Below are 24,402 nucleotides of genomic sequence, written 5' to 3'. Positions count from 1 at the left end.
GAGAGCCGGCGTGAGCTTGAGGATCGTTGTCACTGTGAAGTACGTGCCCGACGCCACTGGCGACCGGCACTTCGCCGATGACCTGACCGTCGACCGGGACGACGTGGACGGTCTGCTCTCCGAGCTCGACGAGTACGCGGTCGAGCAGGCGCTGCAGATCTCCGAGAACTCCGACGACGACGTCGAGATCACCGTCCTGACGGTGGGCCCCGAGGACGCCAAGGACGCGCTCCGCAAGGCCCTCTCCATGGGTGCCGACAAGGCCATCCACGTCGAGGACGACGACCTGCACGGCACCGACGCCATCGGCACCTCGCTCGTGCTGGCCAAGGCGATCGAGAAGGCCGGCTACGACCTGGTCGTCTCCGGCCTGGCCTCCACCGACGGCACCATGGGCGTCGTCCCGGCCCTGCTGGCCGAGCGCCTGGGCGTCCCGCAGGTCACCCTGCTCTCCGAGGTCTCCGTCGAGGACGGCACCGTCAAGGGCCGCCGTGACGGCGACGCCGCCTCCGAGCAGCTCGAGGCCTCCCTGCCCGCCGTCGTGTCGGTCACCGACCAGTCGGGCGAGGCGCGTTACCCGTCGTTCAAGGGCATCATGGCGGCCAAGAAGAAGCCGGTCGAGTCCTGGGACCTGTCGGACCTGGACCTGGAGGCCGAGGAGGTCGGTCTCGAGGGCGCCTGGACCGCGGTCGACAGCGCCACCGCGCGTCCGGCCCGCACCGCGGGCACGATCGTCAAGGACGAGGGCGAGGGCGGCAAGCAGCTCGCCGAGTTCCTCGCGGGCCAGAAGTTCATCTAAAGGCCCTTCGCCGACCGCCCCTCAACTTCGTTTCGCAGGAGACCAATCCCATGGCTGAAGTCCTCGTCTTCGTCGACCACGTGGACGGTGCCGTCCGCAAGCCCACGCTTGAGCTGCTGACGCTGGCCCGCCGCATCGGCGAGCCCGTCGCCGTCGCCCTCGGCGCGGGCGCCGAGAACACCGCCGCCGCGCTGGCCGAGCACGGCGCCGTGAAGGTGCTGACCCACGACGCCTCCGAGTACGCCGACTACCTCGTCGTACCGAAGGTCGACGCGCTCCAGGCCGCCGTCGAGTCGGTCTCCCCGGCCGCCGTCCTGGTGCCGTCCTCCGCCGAGGGCAAGGAGATCGCCGCCCGCCTCGCGCTGCGCATCGGCTCCGGCATCATCACCGACGCCACCGACCTCGGTGCCGGCGCCGAGGGCCCGGTGGCCACCCAGTCGGTGTTCGCCGCGTCCTTCACCACCAAGTCCCGCGTCTCCAAGGGCACCCCGGTCATCACCGTCAAGCCGAACTCGGCCGCCGTCGAGGCCGCCCCGGCCGCCGGCGCCGTCGAGGCCCTCGCGGTGACCTTCTCCGCCCAGGCCACCGGCACCAAGGTCACCGGCCGCACCCCGCGCGAGTCGACCGGCCGCCCCGAGCTGACCGAGGCCGCGATCGTGGTCTCCGGCGGCCGTGGCGTCAACGGCGCCGAGAACTTCGCGATCATCGAGTCCCTCGCCGACTCCCTCGGCGCGGCCGTCGGCGCCTCCCGCGCCGCCGTCGACGCCGGCTGGTACCCGCACACCAACCAGGTCGGCCAGACCGGCAAGTCCGTCTCGCCGCAGCTCTACATCGCCAACGGCATCTCCGGCGCCATCCAGCACCGCGCCGGCATGCAGACCTCGAAGACCATCGTGGCCGTCAACAAGGACGCCGAGGCCCCGATCTTCGACCTCGTCGACTACGGCGTCGTCGGCGACCTCTTCGACGTCGTCCCGCAGCTCACCGAGGAGATCAACACCCGCAAGGGCTGATCGCCGAGCAGTCGCAGGACTGTCCGAGGCCCCCGTGACCGCGCAGGTCACGGGGGCCTCGGCTCATTCCGGGCTCAAGGACACGCGCACCGGCAGATGATCGCTCGGGTACTGGCCGCCGACGGTGAACGGGTCGGTCCACTCCCGGTGGACCGTGAAGCCGGGTGTCGCCAGGATCCAGTCGATACGGTCCCCGCCCGGGACCAGCGGCCGGTACCCGTGGAACGTGGCGTACGCCCCGCCACGCGCGCGTGCCGTGTCCCAGGTGTCCACCAGGCCGGCGGCGAGCAGCGTGTCGTAGACCGGGCTGTCGTGAGCGACGGCGTTGAAGTCGCCGGTCAGCAGCAGCGGCAGCGAGGGGTCGAACCGGGCGATCCGCGCGGCGATCAGGGCGGCGGCGCGCACCCGCGCGTACTGGCTCGCGTTGTCCAGATGGGTGTTGATGACACAGAACTGCCGCCCCGCCGCCCGCAGATCACGGAAGCGGACCCAGGTGACCATGCGGGGATGGCCCCCTCCCCAGGTGTTGGAGCCGCGCACGTGCGGCGTGTCGGAGAGCCAGAAGTGCTGGTACTCGGCCGGGACGAGCCGGCGCGTGTCGTAGAAGACGGCCATCGCCTCGTCGTCGCCCACGCTGCGGCTGGTGCCGATCCAGTCGTAGTGCGGCCCGAGATCGGCCTCGATGTCCCGCAGTTGCCGCGGCCGGCCCTCCTGGGTGCCGATGACGTGCGGGGCCGCCCGGCGCAGCAGCGCGCGCATCACCGGCCGGCGGTCCGCCCAGCTGTTGGGCTCCTTGGCGGACGCGAAACGGAGGTTGAACGTCATCACCTCGAGCGGGGGCTCGGGCGCCGGCTGAAGCGTCCTGTGTGCTCGGCTCTCGTGCCGTGCGGCCGAGGCCCTCACCGTGCCGAGCAGGGGGACGGCGGCCACGGCGGCCACCACGGTTCTCAGCCCCGCCCGCCGGGTCGGCACACTGCTGCCCGTCATGTGTTCCCCTTCGTCTCGTGAGCCAGGATGAAGGTGTGAACCCCTGTACGGAAGAGGGCCCGGGTGCGGCGGTGAACGGGAGGGACCACGCCGTGGACAGGGTGTTGACCTGCGGGAAGCCGCACGGATAACTTCGCCCTACGGATAATTGATTCCGTAAAGCGGAAACCTGGAGGATGTGGAATGGGTCAGGGCCAGCAGGAGACGGTCACGACGAGCCTCGCGGGCGCCGTCAGCGAGGAGATCAGCGCCTCCCTCGCCCCGGTCGACGCCGAACTCGACCGCCGCTACCCCGGCGACCCCGGCACCCGCCAGCCCGTCCACACCGTCTACGTCCCCGGCGACGCCTTCGACGCCGACACGATCCGCTCCTGGGGCGACAGAGCACTCGCCGCCCTCGACGAGCACGCCCCCGACGCGGAGTCCTTCGCCGCCTGCCTCGGCCTGTCCGACGACCTCGCGGAGCCCGTGTACGCGCGCGTGCGGGCCAAACTGGAGCGCGAGCCCATCGAGGACCTGCGCGTCGACTTCGAGGACGGCTACGGGCCCCGCCCGGACGCCGAGGAGGACGAGGCGGCCGCCCGGGCGGCCCGGCTGATCGCGCAAGCCCGCACGAAGGGCACCGCGGCCCCGTACATGGGCATCCGCATGAAGTGCATGGAGGCCGCGGTACGCGACCGCGGCATCCGCACGCTCGACATCTTCCTCACCGGCCTGATGGAGAGCGGGGGCCTCCCCGAAGGCCTGCTCCTGACCCTCCCCAAGGTGACGTATCCGGAGCAGGTCACCGCGATGGTCCGGCTCCTGGAGGCCTTCGAGAAGGCGCGGGGGCTCGACACCGGGCGGCTCGGCTTCGAGATCCAGATCGAGACCAGCCAGTCCATCCTCGCGACCGACGGCACCGCGACGGTCGCCCGCATGATCCAGGCGGCCCGGGGCCGGGCCACCGGCCTCCACTACGGCACCTTCGACTACAGCGCCTGCCTCGGCGTCTCGGCCGCCTACCAGGCCGCCGACCACCCCGCCGCCGACCATGCCAAGGCGGTCATGCAGGTCGCCGCGGCAGGCACCGGCGTACGGGTCTCGGACGGCTCCACGAACGTCCTCCCGGTCGGTCCGACCGAGCGGGTCCATGACGCCTGGCGCCTGCACTACGGCCTGACCCGCCGCGCCCTGTCCCGCGCCTACTACCAGGGCTGGGACATGCACCCCGGCCACATCCCCACCCGCTACGCGGCCGTCTTCGCCTTCTACCGGGAGGGGTTCGCCCAGGCCGCCGAGCGGCTCGCGCGGTACGCCAACCGGGCGGGCGGCGACGTGATGGACGAGCCCGCGACCGCCAAGGCCCTCAGCGGCTACCTGCTGCGCGGCCTGGACTGCGGCGCTCTCGACCTCGCCGAGGTGACCGACGCGACCGGGCTCACCCGGGCGTCCCTGGAGGGCTTCGCGGCACCGCGCCGAGGCGATCTGACGTCCTCCGCGCGGTAGCTCTCCGTGCGGTCCGGTCGCCGGGGGTTCTCCTTCGGCGGGCCGGTCCCCGGCTTCCCCGTCACCGCGCCCGACGCCCGCCTCCTCCTCCGAGGAGGCGCCGGCCGGAGGGGCGGAGCGTCCTCGCCGAGGACCGGCACCGCTCGACGCCGCCGCGCGACCCCTGCCCCGCCGGCCTCCACTCGGAGGTGACTACAGCTGCGGGATCTCGTACGGGCGCGTGATGATCTCCATGCCGTGCCCGGCGGGATCCATGAAGTACACGCCCCGGCCGCCGTGGTGGTGGTTGATCTCACCCGGCATCCTGCCGTGCGGATCGGCGAAGTACGTGATCCCCGCCCGCTCGATCCGGGCGAAGGCGGCGTCGAACTCCTCGTCCGAGACGAGGAACGCGTAGTGCTGCATGACGATCGACTCCGCCGGGATGGCGGCGAAGTCCAGGGTGACGCCGTTGCTGGTGGCCACCGGGACGAACGGGCCCCACTCGGCCCCGACTTCGAGTCCCAGGATGTGGGCGAGGAACTCGGCGGACTCCCGGTTGTCACGGGAGTGGATGATGGTGTGGTTCAACTCGACTGACATGTGTGGAATGCCTCCGTAAGGCAAACTCACGGGCACCTCCATGCCTCACCCAGTCGGTGACCGACACGCGACGCCGTTCGATCACCCTAACGGACGCGCAGGTGTTCCAGGCCGGACGCGGTCACCCACTTCTCTTCCGTGAACAGTCGGGTACCTTGCTCGCACCGTCGCGCGTCGGCCCGGGCGCGGGCACAGAACTCCTCCGGGGTGTCCCCGAACAGCTGCCGCAACGCCGGTGATGCCGCCAGGAGTTCGGTGATCAGGGCACGCTGCCCGGGATGGCTGCGCGGGCGGCCGTCCGCGTTGTGCAGCACACCATGATGATTCACGTACGCGAACGCATCGAAGAGGGCCTCGCCGTTCTCCAGCTCGACCCGGAAGCCCGGTGCGGGCAGCAGGACCCGGTCGTAGTTCGGTTCCGTCGCGTCGATCAGGGCGAGTTGTTCCGCGTCCAGCCAGATGACGAACAACTCCCGTGTGGCGGCGGGCGAATCGATGGGGGACGCGGACACGTAACCGACACGGCTGATGTGTGCCGAGACGCCGATTCCGATGCCCGTCACCCGGGCCTTCACCATCGGGATGGGCGAGGCGATCCCGAACTCGGCCATCTTGTGCCGCAGTTGGGCGGGGCTCGCGTTGGAGCCGACGGCCACGACCGGAGTGCGACCGGGATGCGTCAGCCGGTCCAGCGGCAGCAGCTCGTCCCCGTGGAGCAGCCCCGACCCGGCCGGCCAGGCGCCGGGATAGGTCAGCGGGTGGTCGCGCGGCGCGTCGGCCAGACCCAGCGCCTGGAGCGTGCGGTTCTCGCGACGGGCGGTCATGGGGGACTCAGTCGGCCGGCGGCAGCTCGCCCGAGCCGCGCTTGACGAGCCGGGTCGGCAGTTCGATGCGTTCGGGTGTGATCAACGAGCCGTCCAGCTGCCCGAACAGGCGCTCGGCGGCGGTACGGCCGAGCGTGGCCGCGTCCTGGGCGATGACGGTCACCCCCGGCTGAAGCAGGTCGGCGAGCTCCAGGTCGTCGAAGGCCACCAGGGCGACCTGACGGGTCCGCTCGGCGAGGACCCGGATCACGGTGACCGTCACCCGGTTGTTGCCCGAGAAGATCGCCGTGACCGGCGCGGGCCCGGACAGCATCTCCTCGGCCGCGTCGCGCACCCGCAGGGGATCGGTGGCGCCCAGCGACATCCAGGCGTCCTCGACCGGTATGCCCGCGTCCTCCATCGCCGTGCGGTAACCGCGCAGCCGTTCGGCGGCGGTGTGGATGCGGGGCATGTCGCCGATGAAGCCGATCCGGCGGTGCCCGTGCGCCACGAGATGGGTCACACCTTCGCGTGCGCCGCCGAAGTTGTCCGACAGGACGCAGTCGGCGTCGATCAGACCGGCCGGCCGGTCGACGAACACCGTGGCGACGCCCGCCTTGATCTCGGGCTCCAGGTACCGGTGGTCGTCACCGGCGGGGATCACCACCAGGCCGTCCACCCGGCGCGCGCACAGAGCCAGCGCCAGCTCCTGCTCCCGGTCCGGGTCCTCGGCGCTGGAGCCGTTGATGAGCAGGGCGCCATGGGCCCGGGCGACCTCCTCCACCGCGCGGCTGAGCGGACCGTAGAACGGGTCGGCGAGGTCCTCCAGGACCAGGCCGATGCTGGCCGTGCTGCCCTTGCGCAGCACCCGGGCGCTGTCGTTGCGTCGGAAGCCGAGCGCGTCGATGGCCTCCTGGACCCGGCGTTCCGTCTCGGGCGTGACCCCCGGCTCGCCGTTCACCACCCGCGAGACCGTCTTGAGGCCGACTCCGGCGCGAGCGGCGACGTCCTTCATGGTGGGACGATTGCCGTAACGGCTCTCGGGCCGGCGCTGCGTCTCGGGCACGATGCGGTGTCCTGTCCTGTCGTCCAAGGAGGTCGGCCACGCAGTTCGTCCGCGGAAGTTGCGCAGGGGGGTGCGTGGGCCCCATGGGTTGTATGAGGATGTGGCGTCGAGCATAGAGCCTGGACAACGTTGTCAGATGCGGGAGACACTGTCCACCGCAATCTCCGGCCCGCGTCCCCCAACCGCTGGACCGGCCAGCCCTTTTCCATGGTGGACCGGGAGAAACCAGACTGATGCACACCGACCTAGTGGCCGCGCTCGACATCGGCGGTACCAAGATCGCCGGAGCGCTGGTGGACGGCGACGGCACGATCCTGGCCCGCGCGCAGCGCCCCACGCCCGCACAGGAGCACGGCGACGCCGTGATGCGGGCCGTCGAGGAGGCACTGGCGGAGCTCACCGCGTCACCGCTGTGGGGGCGCGTCCACGCGGTCGGTATCGGCAGCGCGGGCCCCGTGGACGCCTCGGCGGGCACGGTCAGCCCGGTGAACGTGCCCGGCTGGCGCGACTATCCGCTGGTCGACCGGGTCCGGGCGGTGACCGGAGACCTCCCGGTCGAGCTCATCGGCGACGGTGTGGCGATCACCGCGGCCGAACACTGGCAGGGCGCCGCCCGCGGCCACGACAACGCGCTGTGCATGGTGGTCTCCACCGGCGTCGGCGGCGGTCTGGTCCTGGGCGGCCGGCTGCATCCCGGCCCCACCGGCAACGCCGGACACATCGGCCACATCAGCGTCGAACTCGACGGCGATCCGTGTCCGTGCGGCGGGCGCGGCTGCGTGGAACGCATCGCCAGCGGTCCCCACATCGCCCGTCGGGCCCTGGAGAACGGCTGGCTGCCCGGCCCCGACGGTGACACCTCCGCGGCCGCGGTGGCCGCCGCCGCCCGCGCGGGCGACCCGGTCGCCGTGGCCTCCTTCGAACGGGCCGCCCAGGCCCTGGCCGCCGGTATCGCGGCCACCGCGACCCTCGTCGAGATCGACATCGCGGTGATCGGCGGAGGCGTGGGCAAGGCGGGCGAGGTGCTCTTCGCGCCCCTGCGCCGTGCACTCCGTGACTACGCGACCCTCTCCTTCGTCCAGCGCCTGACCGTGACACCCGCGCAGATGGGGACGGACGCGGGACTGGTGGGGGCGGCCGCGGCCGCGCTCTCGGCGAGCACGAGGACCGGGGCCACGGTCGCCGGGGTCTGACGCGGACGTGCCTCCCGCCTGAAGGACCGGGCGGCAGGCACCGGTACGCCCCCGCGCCCCTGACCGTTTCTGGGCGGGCGTGGGTCACCGGGCGCGGACAGGGCAGGTCACCCGGTGACCTGCCGGACCTCCGGGCCGGCGTCCCAGCCGCTCCAGGCCGGGATGTCCTCGCGTGCCTGCCGCCACGGGGCGGGGACACCGTCCGTGCCCGTCCGGGACGCGACGACGCCTCCCACGACGGCGCAGGTCGTGTCGCGGTCGCCCCACCCGCCGACGGTCTGCCACAGCGCCTCGGGCAGGTCGTCCAGGTGTCCCGCGGCGGACCAGAGCGCGAACGGAACCGTGTCCGGAGCCGAGATCAGCGTCCCCGAACCCAGCACGGAGGCCGCGTGGCGCACCGAGGTGTGCTCGGGGAGGCTGGCGGCCACCAGCAGCCCGGAGCGGACGTCGCTGTCCGGCAGGGACGCGGCGACCTCCCGCAGGAACGCGGCGCGCGCCGGGGCGCCCCGACCCGCGCCGGCGGCGGCGAGCGCGGCGGCGACCGCCACGGCCACCGCGCCCGCCACCGCCTCGGGATGGGCGTGGGTGGCCAGCGCGGACAGCCGGGCCTGCTCGCGGGCCGCCGCGAGGTCGTCCCGGAACCAGGCCCCCAGCGGGGCGACCCGCATCGCGGCGCCGTTGCCGTACGAACCCTGTCCGCCGAACTGTCCCGCCGTCACCGCCCGCCAGTCCTCGCCCTCGCCGATGTGCCGCAGCACACGGTGCATGGACGGGCCGTACTTGCGGCCCGGGTCGCGGCGGTACTCGGCGGCGAACTCCCGCGCCAGATCGCCCGGACGGACCTCCCCGTGCGCCGTCAGGTGGGCGAACAGGACGAACGCCATCGCCGAGTCGTCCGTCCACGGCCACGGCACGGGACGCGGTTCCCGCGCCGCCCACAGCTCCTCGGCGGGCTCGTCGGAGCGGGTGAACCAGCTGTCGCCGAAGGCGTCGCCCGTCACGAGACCGTCCAGACTGGCGTGGGCACACTGCGGGCCGATCATGGTGAAGCTCCTCCGAACCGTCGTCGACCACGGCATTCTCGCCGCAGGCCGACCGACTGCGCGCGTGGATTACCGGGTGACGCGTGACCCCTTGCCCGTCGACGCCGTTGATCCCCGCATGAAGAAGCGCAGCATGCTCGCCATCGCCTCCCTCGCCACCGGCTTCGTCGTCGCGGCGATCTCTCCCTCGCACGGCCTGGCCGGAGACGACCTGGACGGACTGAACGTGGGCGACACCCTCAGCACGCTCGACCACACCGTCGCCAGCGACAGCCTGGCCATCGACGACAACGCCCTGGGGCAGAACGACTGACGGACCGGACACGGACCGCGAAGGCCGGGGCGCCGGCACCCACCGCGAGGGTGCCCGCGCCCCGGCCTTCGTGCGCCCTCAACGGGAACTGGTTTCCGTGGCAGGGTGGAGCGGGCAAGCCTCAGGGGGCCAACAGAAGAGGGGGAACCGTGACCGTCGTCTGGATCAACGGCGCGTTCGGTGCGGGGAAGACCACCACCGCACGGGAATTGATCGACCTGATCCCGAACAGCACGCTCTTCGACCCCGAGATCATCGGCGCGGCGCTCCCGCGCCTGCTGCCGCCCAAGCGTCTCGCCGAGGTCGGCGACTTCCAGGACCTGCCGATCTGGCGTCGGCTCGTGATCGACACGGCGGCCGCGCTCCTCGCCGAGCTGGGCGGCACCCTCGTGGTCCCCATGACCCTGCTGCGCCAGGAGTACCGCGACGAGATCTTCGGCGGCCTCGCCGCCCGCCGGATCCCCGTCAGGCATGTCCTCCTCGCTCCGGCGGAAACGATCCTGCGCAAGCGAATAGCCGACCGGGAGGTCCCCCCGGACCTCCCGGACGGCGAGATGCGGATCCGTCAGTGGGCGTACGACCACATCGAGCCGTACCAGGCAGCCCTCGCCTCCTGGCTCACCGCCGACGCCCATCCCGTCGACAACGGGGTCCTCACTCCGCACCAGACGGCCGCCCGGATCGCCGAGGCCGTCGGCAGCGGCACTGTGACCGCCTGCGACATCGTGCAGACCCCCGAGCCCACCGCCGAGACGGTGGCCGCCGGGGTGCTCCTCTTCGACGAGCTGGACCGGGTACTGCTCGTGGACCCGACGTACAAGCCCGGCTGGGAGTTCCCCGGCGGGGTGGTGGAGCCGGGTGAGGCGCCCGCGCGCGCGGGCGTGCGCGAGGTGGAGGAGGAGACCGGGATCCGGCTGGACGAGCTACCCGGGCTGCTGGTCGTCGACTGGGAACGGCCGACGCCTCCCGCCTACGGCGGACTGCGCCTCCTCTTCGACGGCGGACGGCTCGACTCCGCGGCCGTGTCGGGGCTGCTGCTGCCCGGCCCCGAACTGCGGGCCTGGCGATTCGTCACGGAGGAGGAGGCGGCCGGTCTCCTGCCGCCGGTCCGCTACGAGCGACTGCGCTGGGCGTTGCGAGCCCGCGAACGCGGGGCGGCGCTGTATCTGGAGGCGGGCGTGCCCACCGAGTGAGCGCCGCCGCGGGGACGAGACCCGCCGTAGCGCCTTCGCGGGGAAGCGGGGAACCGACCGGCTCTCCTCCCGGAACCGCCGCTCGAAACCCGCCACCACCCCGGTGCGCGGGGCTTGACGGCTGACGAGCGCGGCGGCTCCGTCCGGTATCTCCTCGGGCCGCAACCCCTCGCCGCACGCGCACATACACGTACACGCGCACACGCACGTACACGCGCACACGCACGTACACGCCCACACGCACCTACGCACTCACTCACGAAGGCAGCGCGTTCCGCACCGGCGAACCCGTAACGCTCACGCGGGCCCGGGCCACCGCCCCGGTAGGCCACCGCCCGGTCCACGTCAGCCGGTTCGGCGTTGAGCGGGCGGGCCCGTCGGGCAACCCGCCAGGGGTACGTCCGGCGGGAAGCCCGGATACCGGCCCGGTACAGCACCCGCTCCGTGGTCACCGTGGACACGGACGGCCCTGTCACGCCCCGAAACGGGGTCTGCCGACGTCACCGGTGCCGTAGTGCGGGAAGGACGGCGGCCCCGAAGGGGTCGGCGGAGGGCCCCGCCCGGTGGACGAGGCCCTCTGTCGACGGCAGTGCGGCTCAGCCGGCCGCGTAGTTGCGCAGGAACAGGGCCTCCGCCACCGACAGCCGCTCCAGCTCCTCGGGAGACACGCTCTCGTCGACCGCGTGGATCTGCGCCTCCGGCTCGCTCAGGCCGATGAGGAGGATCTCCGCCTGCGGGTAGAGGGCGGCGAGGGTGTTGCAGAGGGGGATGGAACCACCCTGGCCCGCGTACTGCATCTTCTGACCGGGGTAGGCGATCGACATCGCCTCGGCCATCGCCGCGTACGCCGGGCTGGTCGTGTCGGCGCTGAACGCCTGGCCCTGGCCGATCTGCTCGGTGCTCACCCGCGCGCCCCACGGGGTGTGGGCCTCCAGATGGGCCCGGAGCAGCTTCGTCGCCTCGGCCGTGTCCACGCCCGGCGGAAATCGCAGGCTGATCAGCGCGCGGGCGCTCGCCTGCACGGACGGGGTGGCGCCGACGACCGGCGGGCAGTCGATGCCCAGCACGGTGACGGCCGGTCGGGTCCAGATGCGGTCGGCGACCGTGCCGGAGCCGATGAGGCCGACGCCGTCGAGGACCTTGGCGTCCTGGCGGAACTGCGCCTCGTCGTACTGGAGGCCTTCCCAGCGCGTGTCGTCGGTGAGGCCGTCGACGGTCGTGGAGCCGTCCTCGGCGCGCAGCGAGTCCAGTACGCGGATCAGAGCGCCCAGCGCGTCGGGCGCGGCCCCGCCGAACTGGCCGGAGTGCAGATTGCCCTCGAGGGTGTCGATCCGCACCCGCATCAGGGTCATACCGCGCAGGGTGGAGGTGACGGTCGGCAGTCCCACCCGGAAGTTGCCCGCGTCGCCGATGACGATGGTGTCGGCCTCGAGCAGGCCGGGGTGCTGCTCGGCATACCGCTCCAGACCACCCGTGCCCTGCTCCTCGGAGCCCTCCACGATCACCTTCACGCCGACCGGGACACCCCCGTTCGCCTTAAGGGCGCGCAGCGCGAGCAGGTGCATGATGACGCCGCCCTTGCAGTCGGCGCTGCCACGCCCGTACCAGCGGCCGTCGCGCTCGGTCAGCTCGAAGGGCGGGGTCGTCCAGGCCGACTCGTCCAGCGGCGGCTGCACGTCGTAGTGGGCGTAGAGCAGCACCGTCCTGGCACCGACGGGGCCGGGCAGGCAGCCGTACACCGACTGGGTGCCGTCCGGGGTGTCGAGCAGGGCCACGTCCTGGAAGCCCTCGGCGCGCAGCGCGTCCGCGATCCAGTTCGCGGCGGCCTCGCTCTCGCTCCTGGGGAACTGGTCGAAGTCCGCCACCGACTTGAAGGCCACCAGCTCGGTGAGTTCTGCCCGTGCCCTGGGCAGCAGCGAGGCGACGGTCTCGGCGACCGGATTCGACGACATGGGCACGCTCCTTGTGGGTGCGACGTTGTACTGGTGTGTACTGGTCCGTACGGGTGACCGTGCGAGCGTACGCGCCTGCCGGGATGTGGGGCGCCCACGCCGCCGATCCTCCCACGGCGGACCGTGGCGATCTCCGCCGTAGGATGCGGGGGACAGGTGCGGCAAGCGGCTTGATCAGGAGCAGTAGACCATCGTGAGCAGCGAGAACTCTCCGGCGGACGACGAGAACTCTTCGGCGGACGACGCGCGGCAGGTATGGGACGTCGTCGTGGTGGGCGCGGGCCCCGCAGGGGCTTCGGCCGCCTACGCGGCGGCGGTCACGGGACGGCGTGTGCTGTTGCTCGAGAAGGCGGAGCTGCCGCGCTACAAGACGTGCGGCGGCGGCATCATCGGCCCCTCCCGCGACGCACTGCCACCCGGCTTCGAACTGCCCTTCCGCGACCGGGTGCACGCGGTGACCTTCTCGAACAACGGGCGCTTCACCCGCACCCGTCGTTCCCGGCAGATGCTGTTCGGGCTGATCAACCGGCCCGAGTTCGACCAGCAGCTCGTCGAGCACGCCCAGAAGGCTGGTGCCGAGCTGCGCACGGGCGTCACCGTCCAGCGGGTCGAGCAGCACGGCTCGGCGGTGCCCGACCGGCGCACGGTCGCGGTCGTCCTCCAGGGCGGCGAGACGCTGCTGGCGCGGGCCGTGGTCGGCGCCGACGGCAGCGCGAGCCGCATAGGAGCCCATGTCGGCGTGAAGCTCGACCAGGTGGATCTCGGTCTGGAGGCGGAGATCCCGGTGCCGGAGACGGTCGCCGAGGACTGGAAGGGCCGTGTCCTCATCGACTGGGGCCCGATGCCCGGCAGTTACGGCTGGGTGTTCCCCAAGGGGGACACGCTGACGGTCGGCGTGATCTCGGCCCGGGGCGAGGGCGCCGCCACCAAGCGCTACCTGGAGGACTTCATCGGGCGGCTCGGCCTCGCCGGGTTCGAGCCGAGCATCTCCTCCGGCCATCTGACCCGCTGCCGGGCGGAGGACTCCCCGCTGTCGCGCGGGCGCGTACTCGTGTGCGGGGACGCGGCGGGGCTGCTGGAGCCGTGGACCCGCGAGGGCATCTCCTTCGCCCTGCGCTCGGGCCGGCTCGCGGGCGAGTGGGCGGTCCGTATCGGCGAGGCGCACGACGCGGTGGACGCCCGCCGCCAGGCCCTGAACTACGCCTTCGCGATCAAGGCCGGCCTCGGGGTGGAGATGAGCGTCGGCAAGCGGCTGCTCGCCCTGTTCGAGCGCCGTCCCGGACTCTTCCACGCCGGCCTCACCGGTCTGCGTCCCGTCTGGCGGGCGTTCACCGACATCACTCGCGGCCGGACGACCCTCGGCGAACTCGTCCGCTCGCATCCGATGGCCCAGCGGGCACTGACCGCGCTGGACCGGCGGCAGGAGGAGGCGGCGGAGCGGGAGTCCGCGCCGGTGACCGAGGAGAGCGGCTCCTGATCAGAAGGGGACGGATCACCGTGGGTTGACGACGGTGATCCGGAACACCGGGTGGTCGGGGGCGATACGGCGCATCTCGGTGTCGGGAGAGTCGGGACCCACCCCGTTGAAGAAGACGCCGACCTCGGCCTTCCAGCGCTTGAGGTAGGCCCGCAGCAACGGCGTCTTGTCGTCGTCGGCGACCTCGGTCGCCGTGAACTCCTCCACGTTCTTGCCGAGGCGCAGCTCACCGCCGCCCGCCGCACGCATGTTGTGCGTCCACTGGACGTGGCCGCGCGGCGCGATGAGGTACTGCTGCCCGTCCACGGTCAGCAGGTTCACGGGGGTGGTCCGCCACTCGCCGCTCTTGCGGCCGCGGACCGCCAGGACCCGGGATCCCCACACGCTCAGGCCCCGGCGGGTCAGCCAGGCCACGGCACGGTTGAGGACGTTGACGGTGAACCAGCCGGGCTTCTGCACGTGGGTGGACATGGCTGCTGCCTCCTGAACGGAAAGTGTGAGCACTGCTCTCGCTCGAGTCGAGTCTGCCCGAGGTTGCCGTGGCAACGCAAGAGCATTGCTCTCTAATTTGTTCGCCGCTCTCCATTGTGGGCAGTGCTCTGCTTAGGTGGGATACTGGCGGGCATGAGCAGCAACGTTCGAGGGGCCCGAGCCCGCGCCAGGATCGAAGTCACCGCGGCCATCAAGGAAGAGGCCCGCAGACAGCTCGCGTCCGAGGGCCCCACCAAGCTCTCGCTGCGAGCCGTGGCCCGTGAACTCGGCATGGTCTCCTCCGCGCTGTACCGCTACTTCCCGAGCCGCGACGACCTGCTCACCGCACTCATCATCGACGCCTACGACTCCCTCGGCGAGTGCGCGGAGGGCGCACACGCGGCCGTCGCCGACGCCGCGCCCGTCGAGCGCTGGGTCGCGGTGGGCGAGGCGGTGCGCGGCTGGGCGCTGGCGCATCCGCAGGAGTACGCGCTGATCTACGGCACACCGGTGCCGGGCTACAGCGCGCCCCCGACGACCCTCCCGGCCGCCGCTCGCGTCGGCCTGCTCCTCATCGGCATCGTGCGGGACGCGCACCAGGGACACCGTCTGGACGTGCCGCTCCTGACGGACGAGCTGGTCCCCGAGGCGGTCCGGATGGCGGCGGAGGTCGCCCCCGACCTCCCGCCGGGCGCGGTCGCGTCCCTCGTGGCCGCTTGGGCCCAGCTGTACGGACTGGTCGGGTTCGAATTGTTCGGGCAGTTCAACGGGGGCGTCGTGGACGAACGCGAACTGTTCTTCCGGTACGCGGTCACGCGCCTCGCCCACCAGGTGGGGCTGCGCTAGGGCGCGTCCCGCAGAAGCGCCGCGCGCCGCTCACCCGCCGTCGCCCCGCGCGCCGCTCACCCGCCGTCGCCCCGCGGCAGGCCCCGCGCCGGTCGCCGCGCCGGGTTCGCGGTGTGACCGTCCGGGCGGAGCCCGAGGGGGCGCCCCGGATCCGGCCGCGTGGGGCGGCCGTCCTGCCGGGCGGCGTGGAGGGGACGTCCACGGTCCGCCGGAGGCGACCGGCGGTTCTCGCGGTGCCGCGTACTTCCGGGGGAGTAGGGCCGATCACCTCGCCCGGTGGACGTCCGACGTGATCCTCGGCGTCTAGCGTGGCGGGCATGGACGTGGAGCGGACGCGCGGGCGCGGAGGCCCGGGGCAGTGGTGGCGGCACGGCAGTCCGCCCTGGCTGCGCCGCTGGGAGGGCCGGGAGGGCGGCGAGGGCATGGAGTCGCGTGCCGTGCGGTGGCCCTGGCGGTCCACCGTGCTGGTCACCGCCTTCGTCCTCGTCGGCTCGACCTTCGCGGCGCACGTACAGGAGGGCGAGCGGGCCCGGCTCGACCTCTTCGCGCGCGTGTTGCTGGTGGTCGCGGCAGGGCTGCTGCTGTGGCGGCAGCGGCACCCGGTGGCCGTCGTGTTCGGCACGGCGTCCGCCGCCGCCCTCTACCTGGGCGCCGGCTACCCGTACGGGCCGGTCTTCCTGGCCGTGGCCGTGGCCTGCTTCACCGCTGTCGTCGCCGGGCATCGGCAGGCCGCCTGGACGGCCCTTGGCCTGTTGTGGGCCGCCCACCTGCTGGTCGCGTACTGGTTGTACCGGTGGCTGCCGCCCGCCGGCGACGACCCCGCCCCCTACGGGCAGGAGATCGTCCTGGCGGGATGGGTCGTGGCGATCGTGGCGATCGCGGAGCTGGCCCGGATCCGGCGTGAGCAGTGGGCTCGTGACCGGGCCGAGCGCGCGCAGGCCGCCCGCCGTCGTGCCGACGAGGAACGGCTGCGGATCGCCCGTGAACTGCACGACGTCCTCGCGCACAGCCTCTCGGTGATCAACGTGCAGTCGGGCGTGGGCCTCGCGCTCCTCGACTCCGACCCGGAACAGGCGCGCACGGCGCTCACCACCATCAAGTCCGCCAGCAAGGAGGCGCTGGGCGAGGTGCGACAGGTGCTCGACAGCCTCCGCACGCCGGGGGACGCGCCGCGCACCCCCGCCCCCGGCCTGGACCGGCTGCCGGAGCTGGTGGAACAGGCGGCGCGCGCCGGTCTCACGGTCGATGTGGCCGGTCGGCCGCCCCGGTTGCCGCCCCACACCGACCTCGCCGCCTTCCGGATCGTCCAGGAGGCCCTCACCAACGTCGTACGCCACTCGGGCTCGCGCCACGCGAGCGTGCGGCTCGATCAGCGCGGCGGCACGCTGCGGTTGCGCATCGACGACGACGGGCCGGCGACCGGCGCCGACGCGGGCGGCAGCGGCAACGGTCTCGCCGGAATGCGGGAGCGGGCCGCGGCGCTGGGTGGCACGATCGAGGCGGGACCGCGGCCCGACGGCGGCTTCCAAGTGCTCGCCGTGCTGCCCGCCAGGGCGAGGGAGGGCCGGTGAGTGGTGGAGGACTGGTGAGCGGGGGAGGATCGGTGAACGAGACAGCGACGGTGATCCGCGTGCTGCTCGCAGACGACCAGTCGTTGGTGCGGGCGGGATTCCGGGCGTTGCTGGACGCTCAGCCGGACATCGAGGTCGCGGCCGAGGCCGCCGACGGCGAGGAAGCGGTGCGCGCGGTGCGTGAACTGCGCCCCGACGTCGTGCTGATGGACATCCGGATGCCCGTCCTCGACGGCCTGGCCGCCACCCGACGGGTCACCGGCGACGAGGCGCTCTCCCAGGTCAAGGTCATCATGCTCACCACCTTCGAACTCGACGAGTACGTCTTCGAAGCGATCCGCTCGGGCGCCTCCGGCTTCCTGGTCAAGGACACCGAACCGGAGGAACTCCTGCGTGCCGTACGGGCGGTGGTGGCCGGCGACGCGCTGCTCTCGCCCGGGGTCACTCGCCGCCTCATCGCCGAGTTCGCGGCCCGCTCCAAGGAGCCCGCGACGGCCGACGCGCTGACCCGGCTCACCGAGCGGGAGCGGGAGGTGATGGCACTGGTCGGGATCGGCCTGTCCAACGAGGAGATCGCCCGCAGACTGGTGGTCAGCCCGCTCACCGCGAAGACCCATGTGAGCCGCACGATGGTGAAGCTGGGCGCCCGCGACCGGGCCCAACTGGTCGTCCTGGCCTACGAGTCGGGGCTGGTACGCCCTGGGTGGCTGGGCTGATCGCCTCTCCGGAGGCGGACGAGCACGGAGATCACCCGGACCGCGAACACCACGGGAGCGAGCGTCAGGCCCGCCCGTAGGAGCAACTTCTCCACCGGCCCGGGCAATTCGAACAGCAGCGCCGGCCCGGCGACCGCCCCGAAGAGCACCGCCGCCGCGAACCCCGCACTGAACAGCGCGTATCCGATCTCGACGGTGATCTCGTCCCGCTCGGCCTGTGTGCGCCGCCCCCCGTACCCGCTCATACGACGAGTCTCACAGGTATGCGCCCGGCGAGGCAATCGGCCCCGCCGGGCGCATACCTGTGGGCGGCTTCCCCCTCAGGACCGGTCTGTCGGACAGGTCCTAGTCACGGATCCCCACGGGCTCCGGCTCCGTCTCCGGCACGGTGGAGCCGGCGACGACGACCGAGCCCCGGGCGCGCCGGGTGCGCAGCCCGGGGAGGGTGATCAGCAGGCCCGCGGCGGCGATGAGGGTCACCACCGCCAGCCCGGGCCGGTAGCTGTCGAGGACGGCCTGCGGAGTGGGGTCGGCCGGGGTACCCGCCGTCACCACCGCCGTCACCACCGCCAGGAAGATCGCGCCACCCACCTGCACCGAGGTGTTGAGCAGCCCCGAGACCATGCCCTGCTCATGGTCCGCCACGCCGTTGGTGGCCTGGATGTTGAGCGAGGGGAAGACCAGTGCGCAGGCCGCGCCGATCAGCAGCATCGTCGGCAGGATCACCGCCGCGTACCCCGGGTCGAGGTCGACGCGCAGGAACAGCGCGTACCCGGCGACCATGAAGGCGAAGCCGGCCGCGATCAGCCGCGGAGTGCCGAAGCGGTCGACGATCGAGCCGACCTTGGTCGAGGACACCGCCACCAGCGCGCCGGCCGGCAGGAAGGCGAGCGCCGTGTGCAGCGCCGACCAGCCGAGCAGCGTCTGCATGTACAGGGTGGCCAGGAACTGGAAGCCGACGTACGAGCCGAAGAAGGCCATCGCGCCGAGCTGGGCGCGGATCTGGCTGCCGGAGCGCAGGACGCCGAGCCGGATCAGCGGGCCGGCCGAGCGGCGCTCGACGAGGACGAAGACGGTCAGCAGGACGGCGACGGCGAGGAACGACAGCAGTGTGCGTGCGGACGTCCAGCCGGACTCCGGCGCCTGGACCACGGTGAAGACCAGCAGCAGCATCGACGCGGTGCCGAGGATCGCGCCGGGCACGTCGTATCCGTTGTGGTCCTTCTCGCGTTCGCTGCGCGGCAGCAGCTTGAGACCGACCGCCAGCGCGATCAGGGCGATCGGGGCGGGCAGCAGCATGGTGAGGCGCCAACTCGCCTCGGTGAGCAGGCCGGAGAGGACCAGGCCCATGGAGAAGCCGGTGGCGGCGCAGGTGGTGTAGATGGAGAGGGCGCGGTTGCGCAGCGGGCCCTCCGGGAACGTCGTGGTGATGATGGACAGGCCGGCCGGGGCCGTGAAGGCCGCGCTCAAGCCCTTGATGAACCGGCTCGCGATCAGCAGCGGACCCGAGTCGACCAGCCCGCCGAGCAGCGAGGCCAGCGCGAAGACACCGAGGGCGACCAGGAAGACCTGGCGCCGGCCGAGCAGGTCGGCCGTGCGGCCGCCGAGGAGGAGCAGCCCGCCGTAGCCCAGGATGTAGCCGCTGACGATCCATTGCAGGGTCGAGGTGGAGAGGCCGAGGTCGGAGCCGATGGACGGCAGGGCTACGCCGACCATCGACACGTCCAGCGCGTCCAGGAACATCGCGGCGCACAGGACCAGCAGAGTGCCCCACAGTCGGGACGTCCAGCGGCCCTCGGGGAGGGGGGACGCGGGGGAGGGGAGCGGAGAGGTCATGCCGGAGAGACTACATGCGCATGCATCGAATGCAAGCGCATTTAATTCCGATGCAATGAAACGCGTTCTCTGCTACGGTGCGCCCCATGGCGGCGGTGAAGAAGGGTGAGACGGGGGCCGATCAGGCGCTCGTGGAGCAGTGGCGGGACATGCTGGCGCTGCACGCGCGGACCCAGTGCGAACTCGACCGGGCGCTGCACCGACACGGGTTGTGCGGCAGCGACTTCGAGGTGCTCGACGTCCTCGCCGAGTCCGCGGCGCCGGACGGGTCGTGCAGTTACCGCGTCCAGGAGATCGCCGAGCGGGTCCACCTCAGCCAGAGCGCGCTGTCGCGGCTCGTCGCCCGCCTGGAGAAGGACGGCCTCGTGGAGCGCGGCATGTGCGCGGAGGACCGCAGAGGCGTTCGGGTCGCGCTCACGGGCAAGGGACGCGCGCTGCACGGCGACGTACGCCCGGTGCAGCGCGCGGTGTTGAGCCGGATGCTGGCCGACTGACCCGGCGGTCCGTCAGCCCACGGCGGACCTCTCCCGCCACAGCGTCGCCAGCGCGGCGTCGCCGGTCACGGCGGGGAGCGGCGACCGGTTCCACAACGACAGGTAGAGCAGGGCCGCCGGACCCGACACCTCGCAGTCGGCGTCGCCCTCGGCGTCGCGCTCCGTCGCGGGCGGCTCGGGCGACAGCCGTACGGTCCACACGGCGTCGGCCGTGTCCGTCGCCCGCACCCGCAGAACCCGGGGCTCCTTGGTGCGCACCCGGCTCTTGTCGCGCGCGTGGAACCCGCGCAACAACTCGTCGACGCCGTCCGCCGCGAAGCCGACGGCGATGTCCCGGGCGATCTCCTCAGGGGTGCGGCCCAGGGCCGATTCCGCGTCCACGCGGTGCACGGCCGTCTCGTGCGCCTGTCGCCTGGCCCAGAACGCCAGCGGTGACGGCGCGGGCAGGAAGTGCCAGCACCGTACGTCGGGCGAGGCGGCGGACAGGGTGCCGACGAGCCGCAGGTGCCCCTCGCGGAACCAGTCCAGCAGCGCGTCGCCGTCGAGACCCGGCGGCTCGTCGAGGGGGCGGAACGAAGGGTTGCCCTCGGCCACGAACGAGGTCGCCCAGCGGTGCACCGAGCCCGTGTGCCGCAGCAGGTCCCTGACCTGCCAGTCCGGGCAGGTCGGCACCTTCGCGTCGGGGCCGGCCTCCGCCGCCGCGGCGGCCAGCGACCGCCCCTCCTGGTCCAGGACACGGATGAACTCGGCAGTCTCCATGTGGGGGAGTGTGCCGGATGGAGTGCGGTCCAGGGGAGGTGTGACGGTGTTCGGCCCGACGGTGTTCAGTCGGCCGTCGCCCGGCGCGTGGCGAACCCGATCGCCGCGGCCACCCCGGCGAGCACGGCCACGCTGGTGAGGGCGGCGGGCAGGGAGAACCAGTCGGCCATGAACCCGATGGCGGGCGGGCCCAGCAGCATGCCGCCGTAACCGAGCGTCGAGGCGATGGCGACGCCGCTCGGACCGGCCAGGGCACCCGCGCGTTCGACGGCCACCGGGAAGAGGTTGGCCAGTCCGAGTCCCGCGATCGCGTAGCCGAGGAGCGCCGCCCACAGGGCCGGGGCGAGGGAGCCGAGTACCATCCCGGCCGCCGCGACGACCCCGCCGGTCACCACCGTACGGGTGCGGCCGAGCCGTTCGAGGAGGGTGGTGCCGGTGAGCCGGCCCACCGTCATGGCGAGCGCGAAACACGAGTACCCGACCGCGGCGACCCCGGCGGAGGAGCCCAGGTCCTGGCGCAGATGCAGGGCGCCCCAGTCGGCGAGGGCCCCTTCGCCGTAGGCGGTGCAGAGAGCGATCAGACCGAAGACGACGACGAGCCGGCGGGTGCGGGGCGTCAGACGGCGCGGGGTCGATTTCCCGGGTGGCGAGTCCCCGGGCCGGGCGTCGGAGTCCTCCGGCCCGGCGTCGGCGTGCCCGGGCGGTCGCGGTGGCTCCTGCCGGAGCAGTGTGGGTGCCGTGAGCGCGGTGACGAGCAGACCGATGATGCCGAGGCCCAGCAGATGGCGTGTGGGGGACACGGAGCCGGCGACCAGCCCGCCGAGCCCGGCCCCGATCATGCCGCCCAGGCTGAAAGCCGCGTGGAAGGTCGGCATGACGGGCCTGCGCAGCGCCGCGACCAGATCGACGGCGGCGCTGTTGAAGGCGACGTTGATCCCGCCGTAAGCCGCGCCGAACAGCAGTAGGACGGCGCCGAGCGCGGCCGCGGAGTGGGTGAGCGGGGGAAGCGTGACACTGAGGGAGAGCAGGACCGCGCAGGCCACGGTAACCGGGTGACTGCCGTAGCGGCTGCACAGGCGTCCGGTGAACATCATCGTGATCACCGCGCCCGCGGAGACGCCGAGGAGCGCGAGACCGAGCGTGCTCGCGGAGGCGCCGGTCTGTTCCTTGATGGCGGGGATCCGGACGACCCAGCCCGCGAAGACGAAGCCGTCGAGGGCGAAGAACGTGGTCAGGGCGATACGGAGTCGGGTGAGGTCCTTGCCTTCGCCCGGCACCGCGTCGCGCGTTCGCGCTTTGTTTATTTGCGGCACAAAATCAGGCTAGGGGGTCGTCCGGGGGTGAGACAAGGCCGCCCCGTTCGACGGGGCGAGGGCGGCGGTGCGGGCCGGGTGAGGAAAGGTGGCGTCGCCGTGCCGCGCCGTCACGGCAGCAGCCGTCTCTCCTTGGCGACCGCCACCGCGCCCGACCGGGTCTCCACCCCCAACTTGCCGTAGATCCGTCCGAGATGGGTCTTGACCGTCGCCTCGCTGATGAACAGCGTCCGCGCGATCTCCCGGTTGCCCAGGCCGCGAGCGAGCTGGGCGAGGATCTCGTGCTCACGGGTGGACAGAGCGGGGCGCGGACTGCGCAGCCTGGTCAGCAGGCGGTCGGCGACGGGGGCCGACAGCGCGGAGCGGCCGGCCGCCGCGGCGCGGATCGCCGCGAACAGTTCGTCCGGCCGCTCGGCCTTGAGCAGGTAGCCGGTGGCGCCCGCCTCGATGGCGCGGGTGATGTCCGCGTCGGTGTCGAACATGGTGAGCACCAGGATCCGGGGACCCGGGTCCTGGCCGCCGGTCAGGCGCCGCGTGGCCGTCACGCCGTCCATGCCGCCGTCGAGCTGAAGGTCCATCAGCACCACGTCGGGACGCAGCCGGGCGGACAGGGCGAGTGCCTCCTCGCCGGTGCCCGCCTCGCCGACCACGTCGATTCCGTCGGCGCTGGACAGCAGGGCGCGCAGACCGGCCCGGACGACGGCGTGGTCGTCGCACAGCAGCAGCCGGACGGACGGCGGGGGCACGGATGCGCTCACGGAACGGGCTCCTTGAGAGTGTCGGGAACGAAGGAGGCCAGGGGAACGGCGACGGTGACGACGGTGCCCTCGCCCGGCGCGGACTCGACACTGAGCGTGCCGCCCGCCTGCCGGGCCCGGATCCGCATGGCCGGCAGCCCGTGCCCACGGGTGCGGTCCCGTCCCGGAGCAGCCGCGGTCTCCGGGGCGGACGAACCGGAGGCAAGCCCCGGGCCGGCCCCCGCCGCGCCCGGCCCGCTTGGACGACCCGGACCGCCGGGGCGGCCCGGACCGCCCAGGGAGTCCGGACCACCGGGACCACCGGGACCACCGGAGCTACCGGGCCTACCAGGACTACCGGAACTACCGGGACCACCGGAGCTACCGGGCCTACCGGAACTACCAGGACTACCAGGACTACCAGGACTACCGGAGCTACCGGAATTACCGGGACCGCCCGGATCGCACGCCCCGAAGCCCCGTCCGTTGTCGGCGATGTCCAGGGAGACCAGGTCGTCCAGGCACGTCAGGGTCAGGACGCAGAGGGTGGCCGCGGCGTGTTCGCGTACGTTCGCCAGCGCCCCCTGGGCGATGCGGAGCAGCGCCGCCTCGACCCGCTCGGGCAGGGGACCCGGGTCGCCGTCCTGCCGGTACTCCACGGCCAGGCCCGGTCGGCTCTCCCGTCCGGCGAGGACGGCCAGTGCGTCGGGGAGGGAATGTGCGGCGAGGTCGGCCGGCGCCAGGTCGTGCACGAACCGGCGGGCCTCCGCGAGGCCCCGGGAGGAGATCTCGGCCGCCTCGCGCAGGTGCTCCCGGGCCGTGCCCGGATCCGACGTCCAGACGCGCTCGGCGGCCTGGAGCAGCATCCGCTGGCTGGACAGGCCCTGCGCGAGAGTGTCATGGATCTCCGTGGCCAGTCGCTGACGCTCGGCGAGGACACCCGCCTGGCGCTCGGAGGCGGCGAGGTCGCGGCGCGTGCGTACCAGGTCGGCGATCAGTACCCGCTGCCGTGCCCCCTGGCGCCGCAGATGCACCATCACGGCGGTGGCCACCGCGGCGACGGCCGGCGGGGCCACGACCATGTTGGGATTGAGTGAGCCCTCGGCCACGCGGACCTCCGAGACCACGACCAGCGCGGTGAGCACGGCCGCGAGCGGCACCGCGATCCGTGGCGGCAGCGCGTGCAGTCCGGCGAACAGCAGCGGCATGGCGCACCAGGTCGCACTGGGCGCGAGCACCAGGAGAACCACCCAGACGGCCGACACGGAACCCAGCCACCCCAGATGGCGGGACGTGGGCGGAGAACCGGGCCAGGGCGCCGGGGCCAGGAAGCACCCGAGGACGTAGAGCAGACAGAAGGCCGCGTACAGGGCCACCACCCACCCGGTGCGCACTCCCCCCACGTCGCGGGTCAGGAAGCGGACGAACGAGGAGCCGAGCAGCAGGAAGAACGCGAGGTGCACGACCGTGCCCAGCCAGCGTTCGTCCGGATCGGTGGGTTGCATCCTCCGTGTCTAACGCGGCGGACGCCGGGCCGCATCAACCGATCGGTTGACATCCGGATCACCCGGACCGGCGTACGGGCCGAGACGGTCGGACGAGGCGGTCACCCGCGCGCGCCCCGAAGCTGGAAGCGGATCCCGCACCGCGCGGGACACACCGTTCGGGAACTTCGAACCGTGAGTACTCGGAAAACCCTCGGGAGCGTCGAATCCCCCGGGACTTCGCAAGCCGCGGAACATCGCCAGGA

At 72.6% G+C, this 24,402-nt stretch carries 24 protein-coding genes; 11 read left to right on the top strand and 13 right to left on the bottom strand.

The annotated features are described in order from the left end of the window. The first annotated feature begins 10 nt into the window (after positions 1–10). On the top strand, positions 11–799 hold the full coding sequence (locus tag ACIPFH_RS36370) for an electron transfer flavoprotein subunit beta/FixA family protein (protein WP_401833517.1): 789 nt from the start codon (positions 11–13) through the stop codon (positions 797–799). A gap of 50 nt (positions 800–849) precedes the next feature. Beyond that, the gene (locus tag ACIPFH_RS36365; protein ID WP_401833514.1) at positions 850–1,812 is read left to right on the top strand and encodes an electron transfer flavoprotein subunit alpha/FixB family protein; all 963 of its coding nucleotides are present in this window, start codon (positions 850–852) and stop codon (positions 1,810–1,812) included. A gap of 63 nt (positions 1,813–1,875) precedes the next feature. Here ACIPFH_RS36365 and ACIPFH_RS36360 read toward each other — a convergent pair whose 3' ends face one another. Beyond that, on the bottom strand, positions 1,876–2,799 hold the full coding sequence (locus tag ACIPFH_RS36360) for an endonuclease/exonuclease/phosphatase family protein (protein ID WP_401833511.1): 924 nt from the start codon (positions 2,797–2,799) through the stop codon (positions 1,876–1,878). A gap of 183 nt (positions 2,800–2,982) precedes the next feature. Between ACIPFH_RS36360 and ACIPFH_RS36355 the strand changes: the two genes are divergently transcribed. Further along, positions 2,983–4,287: a DUF6986 family protein gene (locus ACIPFH_RS36355; protein WP_401833509.1), complete on the top strand. Its 1,305-nt coding sequence runs from the start codon at positions 2,983–2,985 to the stop codon at positions 4,285–4,287. A gap of 192 nt (positions 4,288–4,479) precedes the next feature. Here ACIPFH_RS36355 and ACIPFH_RS36350 read toward each other — a convergent pair whose 3' ends face one another. The 3 genes from ACIPFH_RS36350 to ACIPFH_RS36340 all read right to left on the bottom strand — a co-directional run bounded on the left by ACIPFH_RS36350 (position 4,480) and on the right by ACIPFH_RS36340 (position 6,738). Then, on the bottom strand, positions 4,480–4,869 hold the full coding sequence (locus ACIPFH_RS36350; protein ID WP_401833507.1) for a VOC family protein: 390 nt from the start codon (positions 4,867–4,869) through the stop codon (positions 4,480–4,482). A gap of 86 nt (positions 4,870–4,955) precedes the next feature. Next, a complete protein-coding gene (locus tag ACIPFH_RS36345; protein WP_401833504.1) occupies positions 4,956–5,693 on the bottom strand; it encodes a hypothetical protein in 738 nt (245 codons plus the stop codon). Between the two features lie 7 nt (positions 5,694–5,700). After that, the gene (locus ACIPFH_RS36340) at positions 5,701–6,738 is read right to left on the bottom strand and encodes a LacI family DNA-binding transcriptional regulator (protein WP_401833501.1); all 1,038 of its coding nucleotides are present in this window, start codon (positions 6,736–6,738) and stop codon (positions 5,701–5,703) included. A 233-nt stretch (positions 6,739–6,971) separates the two neighbouring features. Between ACIPFH_RS36340 and ACIPFH_RS36335 the strand changes: the two genes are divergently transcribed. After that, positions 6,972–7,931, top strand: coding sequence for an ROK family protein (locus ACIPFH_RS36335; protein WP_401833498.1), 960 nt, complete (start codon positions 6,972–6,974; stop codon positions 7,929–7,931). A gap of 107 nt (positions 7,932–8,038) precedes the next feature. Here ACIPFH_RS36335 and ACIPFH_RS36330 read toward each other — a convergent pair whose 3' ends face one another. After that, the gene (locus tag ACIPFH_RS36330) at positions 8,039–8,974 is read right to left on the bottom strand and encodes an ADP-ribosylglycohydrolase family protein (RefSeq protein ID WP_401833496.1); all 936 of its coding nucleotides are present in this window, start codon (positions 8,972–8,974) and stop codon (positions 8,039–8,041) included. Between the two features lie 118 nt (positions 8,975–9,092). Between ACIPFH_RS36330 and ACIPFH_RS36325 the strand changes: the two genes are divergently transcribed. Beyond that, positions 9,093–9,287 carry a hypothetical protein gene (locus tag ACIPFH_RS36325; protein ID WP_401833494.1) on the top strand — a complete coding sequence of 65 codons (195 nt, stop codon included), beginning with the start codon at positions 9,093–9,095 and terminating at the stop codon, positions 9,285–9,287. A 149-nt stretch (positions 9,288–9,436) separates the two neighbouring features. Then, the gene (locus tag ACIPFH_RS36320) at positions 9,437–10,480 is read left to right on the top strand and encodes an NUDIX domain-containing protein (protein WP_401833491.1); all 1,044 of its coding nucleotides are present in this window, start codon (positions 9,437–9,439) and stop codon (positions 10,478–10,480) included. Positions 10,481–11,076: 596 nt separating this feature from the next. On the opposite strand, the gene ACIPFH_RS36315 is transcribed toward ACIPFH_RS36320, so the two are convergent. Beyond that, positions 11,077–12,432 (bottom strand): dipeptidase, encoded by a 1,356-nt coding sequence (locus tag ACIPFH_RS36315; protein ID WP_401833489.1) that lies wholly within the window; start codon positions 12,430–12,432, stop codon positions 11,077–11,079. Between the two features lie 193 nt (positions 12,433–12,625). Here ACIPFH_RS36315 and ACIPFH_RS36310 point away from each other — a divergent pair, with 193 nt between their 5' ends. Beyond that, positions 12,626–13,909 (top strand): geranylgeranyl reductase family protein, encoded by a 1,284-nt coding sequence (locus ACIPFH_RS36310; protein WP_401833486.1) that lies wholly within the window; start codon positions 12,626–12,628, stop codon positions 13,907–13,909. Between the two features lie 15 nt (positions 13,910–13,924). On the opposite strand, the gene ACIPFH_RS36305 is transcribed toward ACIPFH_RS36310, so the two are convergent. Beyond that, positions 13,925–14,380 (bottom strand): nitroreductase family deazaflavin-dependent oxidoreductase, encoded by a 456-nt coding sequence (locus tag ACIPFH_RS36305; protein ID WP_401833485.1) that lies wholly within the window; start codon positions 14,378–14,380, stop codon positions 13,925–13,927. Between the two features lie 153 nt (positions 14,381–14,533). Between ACIPFH_RS36305 and ACIPFH_RS36300 the strand changes: the two genes are divergently transcribed. The 3 genes from ACIPFH_RS36300 (at position 14,534) to ACIPFH_RS36290 (ending at position 17,513) form a co-directional block, all read left to right on the top strand. Continuing rightward, positions 14,534–15,226, top strand: a complete 693-nt coding sequence (locus tag ACIPFH_RS36300) for a TetR/AcrR family transcriptional regulator (protein ID WP_401833482.1) — start codon at positions 14,534–14,536, stop codon at positions 15,224–15,226. 317 nt (positions 15,227–15,543) lie between these two features. Next, positions 15,544–16,797 (top strand): histidine kinase, encoded by a 1,254-nt coding sequence (locus tag ACIPFH_RS36295; protein WP_401833479.1) that lies wholly within the window; start codon positions 15,544–15,546, stop codon positions 16,795–16,797. Between the two features lie 50 nt (positions 16,798–16,847). Continuing rightward, the gene (locus tag ACIPFH_RS36290) at positions 16,848–17,513 is read left to right on the top strand and encodes a response regulator (RefSeq protein WP_401833611.1); all 666 of its coding nucleotides are present in this window, start codon (positions 16,848–16,850) and stop codon (positions 17,511–17,513) included. Here the strand turns inward: ACIPFH_RS36290 and ACIPFH_RS36285 are convergent. Both ACIPFH_RS36285 and ACIPFH_RS36280 read right to left on the bottom strand, forming a co-directional pair. Continuing rightward, a complete protein-coding gene (locus tag ACIPFH_RS36285) occupies positions 17,474–17,758 on the bottom strand; it encodes a DUF6332 family protein (RefSeq protein ID WP_401833477.1) in 285 nt (94 codons plus the stop codon). The two genes, ACIPFH_RS36290 and ACIPFH_RS36285, sit on opposite strands and share 40 nt — an antisense overlap. Before the next feature lie 100 nt (positions 17,759–17,858). Then, a complete protein-coding gene (locus tag ACIPFH_RS36280; protein WP_401833475.1) occupies positions 17,859–19,349 on the bottom strand; it encodes an MFS transporter in 1,491 nt (496 codons plus the stop codon). Positions 19,350–19,435: 86 nt separating this feature from the next. On the opposite strand from ACIPFH_RS36280, the gene ACIPFH_RS36275 reads away from it, so the two are divergent. After that, on the top strand, positions 19,436–19,843 hold the full coding sequence (locus tag ACIPFH_RS36275; protein ID WP_401833473.1) for a MarR family winged helix-turn-helix transcriptional regulator: 408 nt from the start codon (positions 19,436–19,438) through the stop codon (positions 19,841–19,843). A 12-nt stretch (positions 19,844–19,855) separates the two neighbouring features. Here ACIPFH_RS36275 and ACIPFH_RS36270 read toward each other — a convergent pair whose 3' ends face one another. The 4 genes from ACIPFH_RS36270 to ACIPFH_RS36255 all read right to left on the bottom strand — a co-directional run bounded on the left by ACIPFH_RS36270 (position 19,856) and on the right by ACIPFH_RS36255 (position 24,157). Then, positions 19,856–20,602, bottom strand: coding sequence for a maleylpyruvate isomerase family mycothiol-dependent enzyme (locus tag ACIPFH_RS36270; protein ID WP_401833471.1), 747 nt, complete (start codon positions 20,600–20,602; stop codon positions 19,856–19,858). Between the two features lie 65 nt (positions 20,603–20,667). Then, positions 20,668–21,879, bottom strand: a complete 1,212-nt coding sequence (locus ACIPFH_RS36265) for an MFS transporter (RefSeq protein WP_401833608.1) — start codon at positions 21,877–21,879, stop codon at positions 20,668–20,670. A gap of 146 nt (positions 21,880–22,025) precedes the next feature. Then, on the bottom strand, positions 22,026–22,673 hold the full coding sequence (locus tag ACIPFH_RS36260) for a response regulator (protein ID WP_401833468.1): 648 nt from the start codon (positions 22,671–22,673) through the stop codon (positions 22,026–22,028). Next, positions 22,670–24,157: a sensor histidine kinase gene (locus ACIPFH_RS36255; protein WP_401833466.1), complete on the bottom strand. Its 1,488-nt coding sequence runs from the start codon at positions 24,155–24,157 to the stop codon at positions 22,670–22,672. The genes ACIPFH_RS36260 and ACIPFH_RS36255 overlap by 4 nt, the downstream gene beginning before the upstream one ends. Positions 24,158–24,402: the final 245 nt, after the last annotated feature.

The sequence above is a fragment of the Streptomyces sp. NPDC088157 genome (assembly GCF_044741545.1).
Taxonomy (GTDB): domain Bacteria; phylum Actinomycetota; class Actinomycetes; order Streptomycetales; family Streptomycetaceae; genus Streptomyces.
This window is presented reverse-complemented; position numbering and strand designations above follow the sequence as displayed.